The following is a 17884-nucleotide window of genomic DNA, read 5'->3' as shown; positions in this document are numbered from 1 at the left end:
CTCCAGAATTGCATCAAGGAGTGAGCGGGAACGGTCCCGATCCTTTTCTTGAGACCCACTTATCGATTCTGGAGATACAAATGAACGCCTCTGTCTATCCTCAAACGCTGTCCGGCAAGGTCGCGCTGGTGACCGGTGCAAGTTCCGGCATTGGCCGCGCCACGGCCATTGAACTTGCCCGCCGTGGTGCCAGGGTCGTTGCAAGTGCCCGTCGGCAATCGGAACTCGAGGAACTCGTTGCCGAGATCAAACGCGGCGGCTACGAGGCCTCGGCCGTCGTCGCAGACGTCAACGTCGAGCAAAGCGTGATCGACCTCATCGCAAAGACGATTTCGATTTATGGGCGTATCGACGTCGCATTCAACAACGCCGGTACCGAGGGGGCGTTCTCGCCCTTCGTCGAGCAGACCAACGAGACCTACGAGACGATTTTCAACGCCAATGTTCGTGGCGTGTTCTGGTCAATGAAGCACGAGGCCAAGGCCATGCTCGCGCAGGGCGGCGGCACGATCATCAATAATGCGTCCATGGGCGGGGTGATCGGCTTTGGCAACGCGGGCCTGTATGTCGCCAGCAAGCACGCGGTCCTTGGCCTTACCAAGACGGCTGCGATCGAACTGTTCAAGCAAGGGGTTCGAGTGAACGCTGTCAATCCGGGCATCATCGACACGCCGTTCCAGGACCGCATCTGGCCGAGCGCGGAAGCGAAGGACGCCTTTGCGGCAACTACGGTGCCGGGCCGCGCGGGCACCCCGGAAGAGACGGCTGCGGTCGTTGCTTTCCTGGCCTCGGACGACGCCTCGTTCATCTCCGGGCACGGCCTTCTGGTCGACGGCGGCTATTCGATCGCCTAAGCCGCGGGGGCATGGCCTGTTCTACAAAGCGCCGATTAAAAAAGCCGAGGCATCACTGCCTCGGCTCCTCATCCATCCCCGCAACTAATGGACGCTACCCGTCCTCAATGCTTGAGACAGGTGTCGGCGTTCTTCCAGGTGCATGTGTCGAGACCCGTATGGATGACCGGCGGCACCGTCTTGCCATCGGCGAGATCACGCATGACCATGGCTGACCGGTAGCCCATTTCCTCCGGCCGCTGGCCGACGAGCACGTTGACCTTGTGATCCTTGAGCGCCTGGATCTCCGGTCCGAGCGTATCCGCCGAGACGATCACGAACTTGCCGCTATTGATCTTGTCCATGATCGGCTGAACGACCTGCGAATAGGCTTGCGGTGCAAACAGCGGCCAACCGCCCTCGAGCACGAAGGCATCGAGGCCGGTCGCGTTGGCCGTCAGCGTGTCCTGCATCATCTGGTTCGCCTTGGCGGCATCGTCATTCACGTAAAGCGGACAGGCGCTGATTTCCTTCCAGCCGTTTTCTCCCGCCAGCTTCTGGACGCCCTTCTTGCCGGCGAGTGTGTCACGCGTACCTGCTGCGCGCTGGTTGATGTTCTCGGCCGCGGGGTTCCCCATGACGAGGCAGATATTGCCGCCCTTGGGCATCAGCAGCTTCAACTGCTCGCCGAGCTTGACGCCCAGTTCGTAGTTGTCGGTGCCGACATAAGTCTTGCGCAGCGACGCATCCTTCGGCAACAGATCGGCATCCGCAGTAATGACCGGGATCGTCACATTGCGGCGGCGCAATTCTTCCGCCACGGCCGGAGCGTTCGCAGGCGAAATCGCGATGGCCGATACGCCCTTGGTCAACAGGTCGTCGATGATCTGCACTTCGGCGCTTTCGTCAGCGGCGGTCGCGGGACCAGTGTAGTAGCAGGTGTAGCCCTGTTTGCCGAGCTCCTTGTTCGCCCGGTCGCATCCCTGATGCATTAGGTCGAAGTAGGGGTTGTCGAGCCCCTTCACGACCAGCGCCAGGGTTTTATCGGCTGCGGACGCGGAGGTGCCCAGTACAGCGAGCCCTCCGATCGCAGCAAGACACATCAACATTTTCTTCATTGTCGCCTCCTGTGTCGGCCGGAGTGAGCGCTCTGGCGCCTCGTCCGGTCTCATACAAAGTAATAGGCGCCGGCTCTGCGGTGCCTATGTCTGCTCGCACGATTGTCGTAATAATCGCAAGGCAAGTCCGTCGCCGGACCTTAACCTTCTTGCGGAACATGGCGTTTCTTGTGAGCCCCTGCGTCCGGCAGTTCCGCATCTCGCCCGGTCGCACTCCAGGCACCGGTCGCAATCGCGGCCAGTGCGTCCGAAGACATGTCAATCTCCCTGCCGCTCGCCACCCAGCCGGTTGAACAGCACGGCGACGATGATGAACGCACCCACGACCGTCCCCTGCCAGAACGAGTCCACGCCGAGCAGGATCAGGCTGTTGCGGATCACTTCGATGAGTGCGGCGCCGACCACGGTCCCAAACGCGCTGCCGATCCCGCCCATCAGATTCGTGCCGCCGATCACGGTCGCGGCGATCACGCGCAATTCGTCGCCGGTGCCGAGGCCCGTCGTCACCGCGCCGAGCCAGCCGACTTCGAGAATGGCCGCGACGCCCGCCATGAGCCCGGCGAGCAGATAGACGGAGCAGATGATGCGACGCACCGGCACGCCCGTGAGATTGGCCGCATGGCGGTTGCCGCCGACCGCGAACACGTAGCGGCCCCAGCGCGTAAACGCAAAGGCGAACCAGAACAGCACGGCGAGGACCAGCAGGAACCACACAGGATTGGCGAGACCGAGCGTCTTGCCGCCGCCGAGTGCGAGCAGCTTGGCGCCGTCGGGACCGAAATCGAAAATGGTCCGGCTGCCGGAGAACACCAGCGCGAGGCTGCGGCCGACGCTCAGCATGCCGAGCGTCACGACAAACGGCTGCATGTCGAGATAGGCGATCAGGAAACCGTTCACGAGGCCGACGACTCCGCCGGTCAGAAGACCCATGCCGATGCCGGCCCAGATCGGATAGCCGGCATTCATGACCACTGAGAGCACGATGCCGGAGAGGCCGATCGTCGAGCCGACTGAAATATCGATGCCGCCCGTGACGATCACGGCCATCATGCCGAGCGCGACGATGGCAACGAAAGCGAAGTTGCGCGTGACGTTGAACAGATTCTGCTGCGTCGCAAACGTGGAGGTGACGAACGAGAGCACGACGCAGGCGACGATCGTGGCCGCGACCACCCAGAACACCTGGCTTGCGAGCAGCCCCGACCAGCGGGTATGTGTCCGCGCGGCCTGCGGATTATCGAGCAGTGCCGAGAGGGGTGTGGGCTGTTCCTGCGGATCGTTCAATTTCGGGACTCCCGTGCGAGTCAGATTCAGGCGGTGGCAATCGCTCCGGTGATGAGGCCGGTGACTTCTTCCGGAGACGATGCTTCGATCTTTTTGTCCGCAACCTTGTGTCCGCGCCGCATGACGACCACGCGATGGGCGACCGTGAAAACGTCAGGCATGCGGTGGCTGATCAGAATGACAGCAATGCCATGTTCGGAGAGACGCTTGATGAGATCGAGCACCTCCGCCACCTGGCGCACGCTGATGGCTGCGGTCGGTTCGTCCATGATGACGAGCCGCGCTTCGGACAGACGCGTGCGGGCGATCGCCACGGCCTGCCGCTGGCCGCCCGACATCTGCCGGACCAGATCGAGGGGACGTGTCTCCGATTTCAGTTCTTTGAAGAGTTCGCCGGCGCGCCGGTACATGGCCGCGTGATCGAGAATGCGGATGGGCCCGAAGCCGATCCTCGGCTCACGTCCAAGGAAGACATTGGCGGCTGCCGTCAGGTTGTTGCAAAGCGCGAGGTCCTGATAGACGACTTCGATTCCCTGGGCGCGGGCGTCAACCGGACGGTTGAAATGCACTGCCTTGCCGTCGATGAGAATCTCGCCGTGCGATGGCGGAAAGTTACCGGCAATGACCTTCACCAGGGTCGATTTGCCGGCACCGTTGTCCCCCATGAGCCCGACTACCTCGCCGGCCTCCAGACTGAACGTCACTTCGTTCAGTGCGTGAATGGCGCCGAAATGTTTGGATACGTCTCTGAGCTCCAACAGACTCATAAATTATCGTGCTCGCTCCAGTGGAGCCGCCCGTTTCTTCGGCAGGGCGACCGGAAGATACGCTGACTAGCATTTTTTTATAGCACAACAGTGCCTTTTCGCAAGACATGTGGCTACCGGGGTTTACCTTCGATAGAACGGGCGGCGCGGCGTATCAAACTTCGGGACGCTCAAAGGCCGAAACAAGGTATTCGATGAATACGCGTACTCGCATCGGTACCCGGCGGCCGGCCGGATAAACAACGTGGCTCGGCACCTTCTCCGGTTGCAGGCCGGGCAGCAATACCTTGACCTCACCGGAGCGGATCTCTTCGGCCAGCAACCAGAACGGTGCCTGTGCGATGCCGAGACCGCACAGCACGGCCGCACGAATATGCTCGGCATCGCCGGTGATCACCGAATCATGCGGAATGTAAGAGACGGTTTCCCGACCGACCTTGAGTGACCACGGGCTACGCTCACGCCCTTTTGCAAACGCGATACAGGTGTGCGCGTCCAGCTCCGAAAGCCGGGTCGGCGCGCCCTTCGCGGCAAGATAGCCAGGGCTTGCCACCAGCACGAAATCGGTCTCGGACAATTTCCTCGCGGTGAGCGAAGAGTCGACCAGTCTTCCATGACGGATGGCCAGATCGACACCTTCTCCAACCGGGTCGACGGGCCGCTCCGACGTGGACAATTCGATCGCGACGTCCGGGTAGCGTCGAAAGAATTCGGGGAGTAGCGGCGTAATGCAAAGCCGGCCATGTGCTGGCGCGGTACTGAGCCTGACCAGACCTCGGGGCGACTGCTGACGCGCGCCCACTGAAGACTCGAGCGCGTCGAACTCGTCCACCAGTTGCCTCGCCGAATCATAGAAGGCCTGTCCGGCATCCGTGATCGCGACCTGGCGCGAGGTACGCAAAACGAGTTGTGCGCCGAGGTACCGTTCCAGCGCAACGATCTGCTTGCTGACTGCAGGTTGTCCGATTCCCTCTTCGCGCCCTACGGCCGAAAAACTCCCGCATTCGACGAGACGTACAAACAGCCGGATCGCATCCAGTCGGTCCATGTGCTTCCCCATCATCCATTCCAAAGTGGAATTGATGGTATGTCCTGAAGCTACGTTTCGGCAATGGATGAAGTTGCTTATGTTACGGGCTGTGCAGTCGTCGACACCTAAACCGGAACATCAGGAGCTGATCCATGAAAGCGATTTGTGTGACACCCAGCCGCGAGCTGGAAGTGCGCGACATCCCGACCCCGACCGAGCCTGCGCCGGGCCATATCCTTGTCGACATGGACGCGTCGGCCATTAATCATGGCGACAAGACGTTCCTCAAAATGCCGGGCGCGGCGGGCAACCCTCTGGGAGGCGGCCAGCACGGCGTATGGGGTGCGTCGGGAGCGGGGAGGGTGGTGGCAGTGGGGGCAGGCGTGCCGGCCGAATATGCGGGCAAGCAGGTGGCGATCTACCGGTCGCTCGGCAGAACGCCGGAGAGTATCGGGCTGTGGTGCGAGAGAGCGCAGGTGCCTTACACGAGTTGCGTGATTCTGCCCGAGCATGTGCGTGCGAGGGATTATTCCGGTTCGCTGGTCAATGTCATGACGGCCTTCGCGTTTCTGGAAGAGATTGCCGAGGCGGGGCATAAGGGCGTCATTGTCACGGCCGGAAATTCGGCCACGGGACATGCCCTCGCTTCACTCGCGCTCCGCAGAAACCTGCCGGCGATTTTTCTCGTGCGCACCGAAGCAGCGCGGCAAGCGCTCCGCGGACTGGACGTGGAACATGTGATCGCGACAAGCGAGGGCTTTACCGACACGCTTGCCGCGTTGTCCGCTGAGCTAGGGACGACAGCGGTATTCGATGGCGTCGGTGGCGACCTGCTCGGGAAGATCGTTCCCAGCCTGCCGATGAATTCCACCATCTACATCTACGGCTTTCTCGGCGCGAGCGCGCCGCTCACGATCCAGTCCGTGCTGTTCATGATGAAGAACCTGACCATAAGGCGATTCAGCAACTTCGAGAGCAGGACAGCGAAGGAACCACCGAAGCTCGTGTCTGCGCTGAAAGCACTCGGGGAGGTGATCGACGATCCGATGTTCAGGACCAGAACCGGCAAGGAGTTTAGTTTCGAGCAGATCGAAGAGGCCATGGCTTACCAGCCGTCCGATGGGACCAAGGCGGTCCTCGTAGCGTAGGTAACCGGGCGATTGCATTTGTAACCATCCCGACAGGAAGGTTGCATCTGTAATGCACGGCGCGATAGAATCGCGCCTGCTCATTGGGGAGTAGCCGCCCTGAACGCGACGTTCAGGGGCGCACGTCAACATACTTGGCAAATCGCAAGATCTGCCATGGCGTACGCAGCGAAATGCCTGGCAAGACCGATGACACGCATTCCGACCTAACCGGGTCGCCGGAATGCGCGTCATCGCGTTTTTTCGGCGCGGCCCGGGTACAACATCCCATGCAATCCTTTCTCGTCTCAACCAGCGTTGTTGGCCTGGCCGAAATCGGCGATAAAACACAACTGCTCTCCCTCGTGCTCGCGGCCCGCTATCGCAAGCCCATTCCCATCGTTCTTGGCGTGCTGGCCGCGACGCTCATCAACCATGCGGCGTCCGGCGCGTTGGGAGCGTGGCTTGCGAGTGTGTTGCGACCCGGCATCCTCAACTGGGCGGTGGTCGCATCGTTCGCGGTGATGGCCGTGTGGATTCTCATCCCGGACAAACTGGACGACGCCGATTCGGCGGTTTCGAAAAATACGATGGGTGTCTTCGGCACAACGGCCGTGACCTTCTTTCTCGCGGAGATGGGCGACAAGACCCAGATCGTGACCATCGCGCTAGCCGCGCGCTTTCACGAGTTTTTCGGTGTCGTCGCGGGCACGACCCTGGGCATGATGCTGGCGAACGTGCCGGTCATCTATCTGGGACACAAGTTCGCCGACCGCTTGCCGACAAAGGCCGTTCACGTTCTCGCGGCCATCATCTTTGTGGTGTTGGGTGGACTTGCGCTGAGGACGGCGCTGTATCCGGATGCGCATCCGATGTTTTAGCGTGACGCAGGTTCTGTTTATTATTGGCAGTCTAATCCTGGCGGGCGTTCGCTCAGAACCGGATGCGCGGCGCGAGTCTCACGGGTTCAATCCCCATCCGCACCTAGGGGAAACGGCTGACTTGCGCACCGCTTTGACGCAAGGCGCTCGCCTACGCTTGTGTTACGCGTCCGTAAGTGTCCTCGAAGCGCACGATGTCGTCTTCCCCCAGATACGCTCCAGATTGAACCTCGATCAGTTCAAGGGGAATCTTGCCCGTGTTCATCAGCCGGTGCGTTACCCCGACTGGAATGTAGGTCGACTGGTTTTCTGTCAGCATGATTTCCTGGTCGCCGTTGGTGACGAGCGCGGTGCCTTTAACCACGATCCAGTGTTCTGCGCGATGGTGATGCATCTGCAGACTAATCTTGGCCGCCGGGTTGACGACAATTCGCTTCACTTGGAAGCGCACACCATGGTCGATGCCTTCATAGGAACCCCAAGGGCGCACAACGCGCCGATGTGTGACGGAGATTGAAGGTTCCGGATGGCGAGTATGCGACCGCTCACGCGAGGGACGGCGCGGCCATCCAGATTGCGTGGTGGCACATGCTGGACCGTGTGATATGCACGCGTAAAGCTCACGCCGTGTGGGTTGAACAGGGTGGCTTTTCGTAGGCGGACGCAGATGGTAGTGATCTGCGTGACGGTCGATGAAGGGGCGCCTCTGCCTGGGCGCGATCAGCAAATGGATCCGGTGCAATAAAAATTACGGTTATGGTCACCGGGTGAACCCCGTGTACGCGGTAGTGAAAACGTTGTTAGACGAAGGCACGTCAGTTGACGAATGCAAAACGTCTTTTGTCCGATGTGCTGTCAGGTTGTTTTCACTCCAGCCAGACCACCTCAACGACTGCGATGATTGCGAGCTACCGCTGTTCTGTCGAGCCGGGGTTGTGCTGGCACAGGAGAATCGGACGGCTCAAACCAGCGACCTGCGTCGATGGTGCGTACCGAACCCGCACCGAAGAATTGCCTGACGCGGCTTCCATCGCTGCACGCCAATCTCCCCAAGCGAACCGCTTCCGGGCTGCATGATCTGGACTTGTTCTGCGTGACCGGACATGTGATCACCTCAAGTTGATAAATCTGCTTGCTGCCAGAGTCCGTGTGGCGAGCGGTGCTTAATGGCGCGCTGCGAATTCGACCGGTTGTCCCGCTTAAAGGCAACAGTCAGGTCTTTCAAGGCTGCACTTTTTTCTGGCCACCCGTGAGACTTGTTATCGCTTTATCGCTTTGACAACGCTGCCAACCATCCCGCTGCTGTACGGACTGCTGGATTTTCCCAAAGGCTGTTGGTGACTTGCATTTGCGGAAGTGCACCTGAGACTGTGTTCGTGGGTTCGATCGACGAACACACGATTGTGTCCCAACAACAGCCAGGAGAATTCACATGCAGAACCGTCAACGCTGTTCCCGCTTTTCCGTCGTCAATGCGGCTTACGCCGAACTGCCACGCCCGGTCCATTGGATTATCAACGGCATCGGCGTGCTCTTTCTGGCCGCTCCTCACGTCTTCTCGGTGCTGTCGTGGTTTCTGCTCACCTGGGGTATCGATGTACTGCAGTCGGTCCTTGGAAAGGATGGAAGAGGTACCGTGTTCGCGCTGTTCGACATGCTGAAATTCGCTACGTCGATGTTCACGCTGGCGTTTGGCCTCGAGTTCTGGTCGAGCAGGGCAGAGTGGGCCGAAGAGGTCTACCAGATTCTCGACGACAGTTGCGAGGAATTTTCCATCCTGTTTTGTCGATAGACCCAGCCACCGGTCGTCGCCCCGGTCCCTGTGGCCGCTTAATGCTGCATTCGCGATCAGTGACGGCGGTGCCTGACGCTTTCGCGATTACCGGGTGCGACGGCCGTTCTGTTTGCAACCCTTTGATGCCTGAGGTTCGCATGACACGGCACAACGTGCGCTGACGATCGCGTGCGTTCCGCTCATGCAAAAGGAGTGACCATGAATTTTCTTATCCTGGCGAACTTTCCGTTCGATCGTGCACAAGAAAGGACTGCCTGCGGCAGTAGCGTGTGGTCTCACGGTTCGAGGTTCCTGCTGTTTGACGACCCGACCCGGCTGCTAGAAGCATTGACCGCCCAGAGGATGGAGATTGTCACAATGCTTCGGGAAGAAGGCCCAATGACGGCGGAATCGATTGCTTCGCTCCAGGCTCGCGAGAAGACGTCAGTCATGCGCGACCTGGAAGCGCTCCTCGACCTGGAAATTCTCGACCTGGACCGTGACGCGCGCTACCTGTTCGGTTTCAACGGCATACGCGTCATATTGCACTATCCACACCGCGGACATATGGAAAGGGAGTCGTGATGAACGCTGAACGCCTAGCAACCGACACTGCGAAAAAACCAGGTGAATTGGTGATCGTGCGACTGGAATATGAGCAGGTGCAGGAAGACGGGACTCTGCCTTGCGGAGCGTGTATCGAGGTGGAAGGCGCGTATCGCGTTGGCACCGTACCGGAAATTCATGGTGCGGATGGATGTGGATCCGTCACTGCACATTGGGCGCTCGTTCTGTTCCCGCGTGACGCACGTGGCAATGTCGTCGGATGGCTGATGCTTGCGAACGATGTGAAGGCACTTCCTGACGCGTTGCCCGGAACTAACATGGCCGGACCACCGGGGCTACATTGAGGCTAGAGCGGGGCCCTTGCAGCGATGTGCCTTGCATGATGTCTTGCGGGCAGCGTTCGCTCCTGTTGTTCCGATCCGCGTGGCTTGCACCGACCCGGCCGCACGCCATCCTGACCATGTTGTCAAGAATGAAGCCGTGACCGTACCGCAGGCGGAAGGTTCGTATCAGACCTGGGTCGCATCATGGTGGAGGGCCTGGGCCGGCCGCTCCAGCTGATGACGCTGTGCAAACGGGCTGCTTCCGCAGGCCGATTCTGCGAGCGGTTCACGGCTGTACCTTGCCGGATGCAACGGGATCTGTTGTTCGCCTAGGTCCGGGGGGGTGTCAGGGATTGTGTGGTGGCCTCGATATGGGCTGCGCGCCGGGTGCGCGAACAGAGGCGCTGCAAGTGACCCCGTCGTTTGAACGATGCCCAGCCGGCATGTCAGATCAGACGGCAAACGTAATTTATATAAATAGGAGTATTGATGAAAATGAAAGCATCAATTTTTGTGGAACACGGTGAGGGAGTTATCAGGATGAGCGGCGGAAGCCTTACTGCCTTTGTCCCGGCTTCGGTCCCCCTTGAAGTCATCGAACTCTGGCGCCAGCGACTCGCGAGCCATCTCAGACGTCGAATTGGTCGGCTGCGACGCGCGGAAAGACGCTGGAAGCGGCGCAGAACTAAGCGGGTACGTCTCACAGCACGCATGCGCCCGGTCAAAAAGCGGATCAGAAAGCCACTGCGACAGTGGGATCCGGTCCCGCGCCGCTAAAAACCTGCCCGGCGCTGCACGACGTGCCCTGGCTCCGGGAGCAATTGACGGCAACAGCAGCGCTTGCATGGTGAGTGCTGCTGTTGGTCTCCGACATACAAATTGAGGTAAATCAATGAACGGGTTCAATCATCCCGCCTGCTTTGTACTGCGGTGGGTTTTCGTGGGACTTTTTATGGTTGCCACCATCCATTCATTTACGGCGGGGTACCAGATGAGCGCTGATTCGTGCCGCGAGTTGCTCGGACTTACCTTAATCGCGGCCGCATCGGTGTGGGTGCAGGACCGGCACAGCTCGCGCTGGACGCTTGCTGCGTTCCTTATCCTGAGCGCGGGCATGACGTGTCTGGAGATCGCTTCAGGTGGTTTCAATCGAACCGGGGCGGCTATCTGGACGATAGCGGCCGTCGCCATGATGATTCGTCGCCACTGGCGCTACGGGCGGCCAGGCTCGGACCGGATCGCTGCGAACACCGGGGCTGCGCCGCAGACGCTACGTGATCCGGTGCAGGAGCGGCACCCGGCCTATTCGTTCGATGACAGCGTGCGACAGCCTCGCTACCGGTTTGGCGACCTGATTGGCATGGCTGAAACGAAGATGCGTTTGCTGGCGGCCGCTGAGAGCATTATTCATGGCGGTCGCGACAAACGAAACGGGATCCTTCTCTTTGGAAAACCTGGCAACGGAAAGACCCTTTTCGCGGAGGCGCTCGCTGGCGAACTGAGGGTGCCGTTCATGGCAATCACCTATGGTGACCTTGCGTCGAAGTGGATCAACGAGACTCCGCAGAAGATTGACGCGATGTTCAGGGTGGCGCGTCGCATCGGAGTATGCGTCCTCTTCCTCGATGAAGTTGACTCCATCCTGCCTGTCCGTGACGAAGGCAGCTCGCACTCGATGGATATCCATATGGTCAACGTCATGTTAACGAACATCACCAGCCTGCACGGTACGCGTGTGGTGCTGGTGGCAGCCTCAAACTTCATCGACCGGCTCGACCGTGCTGCGATCCGCGAAGGTCGCTTCGATTTCAAGATTGAAGTGCCGGTACCTGACATGGAAGCACGGGTGGCAATCCTGCGCAGGTCGATCGGCGAAAGCCTAGGTTTCTCGGCGGTTGATCCCGTCGTGGTCGAGAGTCTGGCAGAGCGCTGGGACGGCTTTAGCGCGAGCCGCCTTGCGAGCGTGGGTGGCCAGCTGGCGGAAATGCGCAGGGACGGCAGGTTTGGGACGGGCACGGTGACGTTTGATCTGGGGATGCAGGCGATGCGATTGCTGCAGGGTCGCAAGGGCAGGCTGCCGGTGGGCGTGAAGTCGATCGAAGAAATCATCATGCCGGCTGAGTCACGCGACGTTTTACGCGATATGGCTTACAAGATGCAGCAGGTCCATAACCTGGAGAAGATGGGGGGGAGCCTTCCCCCTGGCGTGATCTTCTTCGGCCCTCCGGGTACCGGGAAGACGGAAGCAGCGATGGCGATTGCCCAGGCGAGCGGGTGGGGGTTCCTGTCGACTACGGGTGCCAGGCTCATCGGCAAGCCGGGTGCGTGGGGCGACCTGGTACGGGAAGCCAGTGATATCCGTCCGGCGATTGTATTCATTGACGAGGCGGACCCCGTGCTGCTGGAGCGTCGTTACTCGAACGTCGAGGTCTTGACGAACGAGATCCTCACGTCCTTGAGTGGCGCTCAAGGAAAGGTTCGTGACGTAATGTATATCGCGGCGACCAATCACTACGACCGCCTGGACAAGGCGGCGCTACGTGGTGGACGCTTTGAGGAGAAAATCCGCTTCGACGTGCCGGCGCGCGAAGACATGCGTGCGTATGCGAGCCGGAAGCTGGCGGACATGACACGCAACAGATATACCGTCGCTTCTGGGGTGCTTGATCGCTGCGTTATGGTGCTTGACGGCAGGTCGATTGGAGATGCGGACGCGGTTATCACAAATGCAGTCAATATTGCCGCCGTCCGCGCCATGCGAGGAAGCGTCGCACAGTTGCGGGTCAGCGACGTGTCATTCGCGGCGCGCGCGGTGTTTGTCGAGAACGTCGACATATCAGCGACGAGTTGACATGCAAGGCCAAGCTTCCGTGCATGCCATTAAAACCGTTTGACCTTCAGTGCCGGAACGCACCACAGTATGAGCCGCGCGCCTTATCGTAATTACGGAAGCGGGGAGGGTTCCTTCCAGCACAGACCACCGATCCGTGTTTCATCTGATCCGCCCTCACGCAGGCATGCTGGTCAGGGCAAGAAAATGGCGCGCTGCCTTTGGGTCGGGGGAGTCCTCCTTGGCCGTACGCCCGGCAATCAGGCGTTGGGTCGATATCCACGTTGTGCCGAGCCGTGGTCTCATGGGGCCGTCCTTACGGTATCGACTGTCATCCCCCCAGGCAATGCCACGTGTGGGTCGTCGCCGGCGGGGCACGGCTGCAGCCAAACTGCTGATAACGCTTTCCTTTGAGATCGGAAGTATCGGGCCACGATCCTGAGCCGGGGCGACGCGCGTATTTGCGTCTGGCAATCGGTGACAGACACTGGAATTGCGACGGGCAGTGGGGTGTCCACTATCTGATGATCGCATTTCATGTGAAATATAAATCGGAGTCCTTATGAAATTGTTTCGCAAGGTGTGGAGGTATTTTTTTCACTACGACGATCACCATCTGTCATTGCTGATGCTTGCGGTTGCGGCCGCAACGTCTGGTAGCGGCATCGTTGCTGCAGCATTATGGATTTCGCATGCTCCGCCGGCACTGCCGAAGGCGAACGCCGCGTACCAGACCTGTCTCAAAAGCTGCCCGAAAGTATGTGACGAATACATTCGCTAATAGCCGCGTCATATGAAAATTTCCAATCCGTCGAGGATGAATCATGAAAGATGTTCGTAAATACTGGTACCTCTTTTGGACAGAGTGCCGCGCCTTGTTTCTTGACTGCGCCCGGCCCTTGATTGACCTTGCGCGCTGGCTCCGTGGCAAGGGATAGCGTGTAGTTCACCCATGTGTCGTCCGCACCGGATACGGTGTGGACGACACACGGTCTATTGGCACCTCGCAAGCGAAAACGTACCGCCATGCACCGGCCGTTTGCGGTCCGGGACTACGCGGACACACACGCTGTTGCAGAATTCCAGCTTTGGCTTCCGCACCCGCGCGATTTCACGGCTGCAGTTATAGCAAGACAGGCGCGCAGGGTGCGCTTGCCGTGGGTCTTCCCCCTGAAGAGAAGGTGGCGGCTTTGCGATAGTGCTCGCTTGGCCCGCGCCAGACCTGATCCCTGCCTCTCCAAACCTGCCGACCCGTGTTTGCCGGTGCGTCCGGTGCGCGCTGCTCGCGCGCAGACTTCGAAAAAGTTTACCCCGCGGCTCCGGGCAGGTGGCCGCAGAGTGCGATAGGCAACCTGGCCCGAAGCGAGGCTACGCCGTGGGCCAGTCCGACTCGACGTGCCTCCAGCGCCTCGTCATTTCTCGCTTGCCGAAACCGCCCGCGGGCTTGTGGGTCCCAGCCAAGTCGCCGTACGCGGCACGTCTGCACGGCGGTCAAAGCTAGCTTCGGGGCACGCGACGGTCGATATGGAAACGATAAAACAGGGGATGGACCTACTACGGTGCCGTACGCGGCCAGACTGAATCTGTATAGCAAGGCAGTTTAATTTCCTTACCGGGCAAGGGCCGTTTGTCTCACTGTGCGACTGGGCACGCGCACCGACGCTTCACGCAATCGAAGTTAGCCCGGGCGAACATGCGGCATCGCGCAATTCGCCGACCCCATGAGACGTCGATTGCGAAAGATAAGACCCCAAATATTAAGGTGCCGGAAGGAGAGCCAGCGGCGCAGTGGCTTCGGGCATGCCGCGGATATCCGGTGGCGTTAGCACATGTTCGGGACCGTAGAAAGCCGAAAAGCCCCCCAAAAGTCGTGGTGCATTCGAGCGAATTTTTGTCAAGGTTTATTGCGCAATGAATTCGTCGGGCGCCACTCTGCCCGGTCACCGAGATCTGGATCTCTTGCCAGTTACTTAGGAATACGAAATGAAAAAAGCAGGAAAATCGACAATTATGTTCGCTTCTTGAAGATGCCTGATCCACATGCGGAAGCTGGACCGTCCAATCGTCAGGCGGCCATTGCCGCTTGCGCTCGCCGAGTTGTGCGCACGCGATGATGCGGCCACGACTCTCTATCCGCAAACTGAGTTTGCCGAGCGCATCAGGCGGGTCGAGAAGGAAGCGGCGCATATCCGCTCCACGTCGCAGTACGCCGAAGCTTAGAATGACTGGCGGGCACCCTGCTTTAATCAGGATACCGGTTGGGGGACGCGGGTCGTCCTGTTCCACAGTGAAGTGGACGATAAGGGAGAGCTGAATGGGATCGCGCTCGCCACAAGTCCGCATTCACTTGTGGCGACGCCACTGCTGACGCTGCTGCGTGACAATGAAGGAAATTCTCTCGGCGAGCTCCTGCGCGACGCATTGAATGAGCAACTCGCCATGCACGAAAAAGCGCCTTTCGAGATTCACACGATTCCCGTTCCGAGCGCGGCAAACCCGCTGTCGCTATGGATTGTTTGGCCGGAATCGGCGGAGGCTGAGATTGAAGACATAGCAGATGTGCTTCAGACAGTTCTGAACGACAAATCAATTGAGCCCGCATACTGTTCAATGATCGATAGCGCAATAAGGCGCGTGCGGCTCGTCGGGTAACGGATGTCCAGGCACAGCTGGGGGTCCACCTGGAGGTCGCGCCTTCGGCCACGACCCCGCTTATTGCTATTTCCGCTATTGCATCGTGAGACATCCACTGGAGGACCATCCGGCATGGTCTGAAGCATTGTTTTTGTGGCGCCAAGAGCGGGATGAACAGCTTTTTTCCCGCTCTTCCTTAGCCGCGGGGCAGTTCCCGCAGTCAAGCCTCGAGGCACGATCTGAGGAAGCTGGCCGCCGCGAAAGTCGCTGGAATGGATCGCCTTATAGAGAACATACATTCAGCCCAATACAGTAGTGAAAGACGGCATTCAATTCGCAAGAAGTGCGTAGCAGGTACTAGTCGTCAATTACACATGATACGTGCCCGCAGGCAGCTCAACTATCGCTGCGTGGGACAATGCTAACGACCCACACAGAGCGAATTGGGATCGCTCGGTTTCCTGCGCCCCGGATTAAGCCGCGCCGATTTTTCTGGTCTTTGCCGTGCCGGTGGCGACGGCATGATGGTGGGCTTCTTTGGCCGCAGTTTGTTCCGGTGGAAAGCTTTTTTGAGGACTGACCTCCGGTGAGCATCGTCAGGCGCTCGAAGACGGCGGCAAATTCGAGCGTATGAATGGATATCTGCGCTACAGCTTCTGGGTCCCGTTGGTTTCAATGCTTAAACGGGCAGAGCTCATCGCCGACTGCGGCATGTGCAACGAGCGCGTCAGGCTGCGGTTGCGCGACGTCGCCAACGTCCGTGTGCACGGCACTAACAAACGGGTTCCTGGCGCGGTGTTGCCCGAGGAGCGGGCGCATCTTCTGCCACTGCCGGCACCCTACGTGGGACAATCGGTTAGAACGGGCGCGACGCCACATCAGCAGCCGAAACCAGCATCATGGTACGCGACCTCGGAGTGGAACAAATCGTTGCAGCACCCGTTGTCGGTCTAAGACGCGTTTAGCCGCGCGCAGGAGGTAAGCGCATGACGCCACAGCTCGAACGACTGACTGTGTTGTGCAAGCAGCTCAACCTTCTGCACTTGCCGACATAGATTGCACACCTCGGCCAGATGGCCGCGAAGCGCGAGCTCGGCTATCTGGACTTCCTCGAACAGGCCCTGAAGGATGAAGCAATGGCACGCGCGGAACGCATGCGCCGGATGCTGACGCGTCTGGCTGGCTTACCGGCAATCAAGACGCTTGATGAATTCGACTTCGAATTCGCGCTCGGCGTGCCGAAAGCACTGGTCCTCGAACTCGGTAGTCCCGCCTTTGTGGAGCGTGCAGAGAATGTCGTACTCCCTGGACCCAGTGGCGTTCGTAAAACCCATCTTGCTGTCGCGCTTGGATACCGCGCAACACAAGCCGGGTTTCGCACCCGCTTCATTACTGCCGCCGATCTGCTGATGCAATTGACGACAGCGTTGCGACGTAACCAGCTGGAGGAAACCATCAAGCGGATCACGAAGCCCTCGGGCTACTGATCATTGACGAGACGGGGTATCTGCCCATTGATCGGGAGCAGGCGAACCTGCTCTTCCAGGTGGTCGCCAAACGGTACGAAACCGGCAGTCTCATCCTGACCAGCAATCTTCCGTTGGGGCAGTGGGACCTAGACGGAGTCAATGCGCCGGCCGAGATAATTGTCGCCGCCCAAGGACCAGACCTTCGCTGACGATGCAACGCTCACGGCAGCGCTCCTCGACCGGCTGCTTCATCACGCACACGTCGTGCCGATCTCTGGCGACTCGTAAAGGGTGAAGGAAAAACGTCAGGCCGGCATGATCAACCGCATCCCACCGCCACACCTAAACGACGCGCACGACGTCAAACGCAATTCGAAGGAGACACCGCTCAGCTAATAATCGCATGAGCAGGTGTATCAAATTCAAATTGCGTTTGCGTCTGAAGCTGTATCAATTTGAGATTGCGTTTGACACGGTTGAGTTTCGACTAGAACCGCTTTCTGACAAGCCCCGAGCACAAGCCGTTCTGCGATAGGTACGCTCGATGTCAGAATGGGAGCGAAAACGTCCTCCCGGGTACGCATTGGGTATTGCATACTCCGACATGTTCGAAACCCACACTGCGCAAGCGATTGAAATCTCCGTGCACGAACAGTCCGGCAAGATCCACGTGCACAACGTATGGGTTGCTGTGGACACAGGAGTGGCTGTAATGCCCCAAAACCTAACACGGCAGGTGGAGGGGGGTGATCTGGGGAATCTCGGGTGCACCGTTCGAGCGTTCATCGATATCTGCTGGCGTTCGGGAGCAGTCGAACTTTAACGACTATCTTGTAACTCGAATGCGTGACATCCCTCACGTTTCTGTCACGATACTTCAAATGGACAATCCGCCGGGTGGGATCGGCGAAGCGGGGGTTCCACCAGTTGCACCCGCGATATCGAACGCCTTCCGCACATTGACTGGACAACGATTGCGCCATCTCCCGATGAGCAATGAGAGAGTTAAAACCGTGCTTCTAAACGCAAATATACAAAACGCCCCCCGGCGGAGTGGGCTAGTGCCATTCTTCTAAGTTTGCGGAGGCGCAATCGTTTGAGACAGCGAGGCCTATGCGAAGAAGCCAGTGGATGCTTCCCTCGTGATGGTCAGTGGAGTTGCCCCTGTAAATCAGGACACGCAGACACCGTTAAGTTGATGATGCAGCGGTTCGCCGGAACTCCCGGGGGGAACGGTACTTCAGTGC

General features: G+C 59.3%; 13 protein-coding genes, 3 pseudogenes and 1 riboswitch. Of the genes and pseudogenes, 11 read left to right on the top strand and 5 right to left on the bottom strand.

Going from position 1 to position 17884, the window contains the following annotated elements; all coding sequences use genetic code 11:
* Positions 1-80 precede the first annotated feature (80 nt).
* Complete coding sequence (locus P3T24_RS28480; RefSeq protein ID WP_429408664.1) at positions 81-854, top strand: SDR family NAD(P)-dependent oxidoreductase; 774 nt, start codon at positions 81-83, stop codon at positions 852-854.
* A 104-nt stretch (positions 855-958) separates the two neighbouring features.
* On the opposite strand, the gene P3T24_RS28475 is transcribed toward P3T24_RS28480, so the two are convergent.
* The 4 genes from P3T24_RS28475 to P3T24_RS28460 all read right to left on the bottom strand — a co-directional run bounded on the left by P3T24_RS28475 (position 959) and on the right by P3T24_RS28460 (position 5050).
* Positions 959-1951, bottom strand: coding sequence for a sugar-binding protein (locus tag P3T24_RS28475; protein ID WP_429439828.1), 993 nt, complete (start codon positions 1949-1951; stop codon positions 959-961).
* A gap of 258 nt (positions 1952-2209) precedes the next feature.
* Positions 2210-3235: an ABC transporter permease gene (locus P3T24_RS28470; RefSeq protein ID WP_074265627.1), complete on the bottom strand. Its 1026-nt coding sequence runs from the start codon at positions 3233-3235 to the stop codon at positions 2210-2212.
* A gap of 26 nt (positions 3236-3261) precedes the next feature.
* Positions 3262-4002, bottom strand: a complete 741-nt coding sequence (locus P3T24_RS28465) for an ATP-binding cassette domain-containing protein (protein WP_074265626.1) — start codon at positions 4000-4002, stop codon at positions 3262-3264.
* Positions 4003-4156: 154 nt separating this feature from the next.
* Positions 4157-5050 carry a LysR substrate-binding domain-containing protein gene (locus P3T24_RS28460; protein ID WP_429439825.1) on the bottom strand — a complete coding sequence of 298 codons (894 nt, stop codon included), beginning with the start codon at positions 5048-5050 and terminating at the stop codon, positions 4157-4159.
* 134 nt (positions 5051-5184) lie between these two features.
* Between P3T24_RS28460 and P3T24_RS28455 the strand changes: the two genes are divergently transcribed.
* Positions 5185-6180: an alcohol dehydrogenase catalytic domain-containing protein gene (locus tag P3T24_RS28455; RefSeq protein ID WP_429439822.1), complete on the top strand. Its 996-nt coding sequence runs from the start codon at positions 5185-5187 to the stop codon at positions 6178-6180.
* 73 nt (positions 6181-6253) lie between these two features.
* Positions 6254-6437: riboswitch (yybP-ykoY riboswitch) on the top strand.
* A 12-nt stretch (positions 6438-6449) separates the two neighbouring features.
* A complete protein-coding gene (locus P3T24_RS28450) occupies positions 6450-7040 on the top strand; it encodes a TMEM165/GDT1 family protein (RefSeq protein WP_074266189.1) in 591 nt (196 codons plus the stop codon).
* A gap of 151 nt (positions 7041-7191) precedes the next feature.
* Here P3T24_RS28450 and P3T24_RS28445 read toward each other — a convergent pair.
* Positions 7192-7551 (bottom strand): annotated as a pseudogene (locus P3T24_RS28445) (cupin domain-containing protein); the annotation flags it as partial.
* 921 nt (positions 7552-8472) lie between these two features.
* On the opposite strand from P3T24_RS28445, the gene P3T24_RS28440 reads away from it, so the two are divergent.
* The 8 genes and pseudogenes from P3T24_RS28440 (at position 8473) to istB (ending at position 16925) form a co-directional block, all read left to right on the top strand.
* A complete protein-coding gene (locus tag P3T24_RS28440; RefSeq protein WP_429408667.1) occupies positions 8473-8832 on the top strand; it encodes a hypothetical protein in 360 nt (119 codons plus the stop codon).
* A gap of 201 nt (positions 8833-9033) precedes the next feature.
* On the top strand, positions 9034-9399 hold the full coding sequence (locus tag P3T24_RS28435) for a hypothetical protein (RefSeq protein WP_429439819.1): 366 nt from the start codon (positions 9034-9036) through the stop codon (positions 9397-9399).
* A complete protein-coding gene (locus P3T24_RS28430) occupies positions 9399-9725 on the top strand; it encodes a hypothetical protein (RefSeq protein WP_429408669.1) in 327 nt (108 codons plus the stop codon). Before P3T24_RS28435 ends, P3T24_RS28430 begins: the two co-directional genes overlap by 1 nt.
* A gap of 871 nt (positions 9726-10596) precedes the next feature.
* Positions 10597-12555: an AAA family ATPase gene (locus P3T24_RS28425; RefSeq protein ID WP_429408670.1), complete on the top strand. Its 1959-nt coding sequence runs from the start codon at positions 10597-10599 to the stop codon at positions 12553-12555.
* A gap of 2019 nt (positions 12556-14574) precedes the next feature.
* Positions 14575-14754, top strand: a complete 180-nt coding sequence (locus P3T24_RS28420) for a hypothetical protein (protein WP_074265619.1) — start codon at positions 14575-14577, stop codon at positions 14752-14754.
* Positions 14755-14826: 72 nt separating this feature from the next.
* The gene (locus P3T24_RS28415; RefSeq protein WP_429439816.1) at positions 14827-15186 is read left to right on the top strand and encodes a hypothetical protein; all 360 of its coding nucleotides are present in this window, start codon (positions 14827-14829) and stop codon (positions 15184-15186) included.
* Between the two features lie 597 nt (positions 15187-15783).
* Positions 15784-16122: pseudogene (locus P3T24_RS28410) on the top strand (IS21 family transposase); the annotation flags it as partial.
* A 32-nt stretch (positions 16123-16154) separates the two neighbouring features.
* A pseudogene (gene istB, locus P3T24_RS28405) lies at positions 16155-16925 on the top strand (IS21-like element helper ATPase IstB).
* Positions 16926-17884: the final 959 nt, after the last annotated feature.

Source organism: Paraburkholderia sp. GAS33, assembly GCF_050436645.1.
Taxonomy (GTDB): Bacteria; Pseudomonadota; Gammaproteobacteria; order Burkholderiales; family Burkholderiaceae; genus Paraburkholderia; species Paraburkholderia phenazinium_B.
Note: the sequence above shows the minus strand (reverse complement) of the source record. Positions and strands in the feature narration are given on the sequence as shown.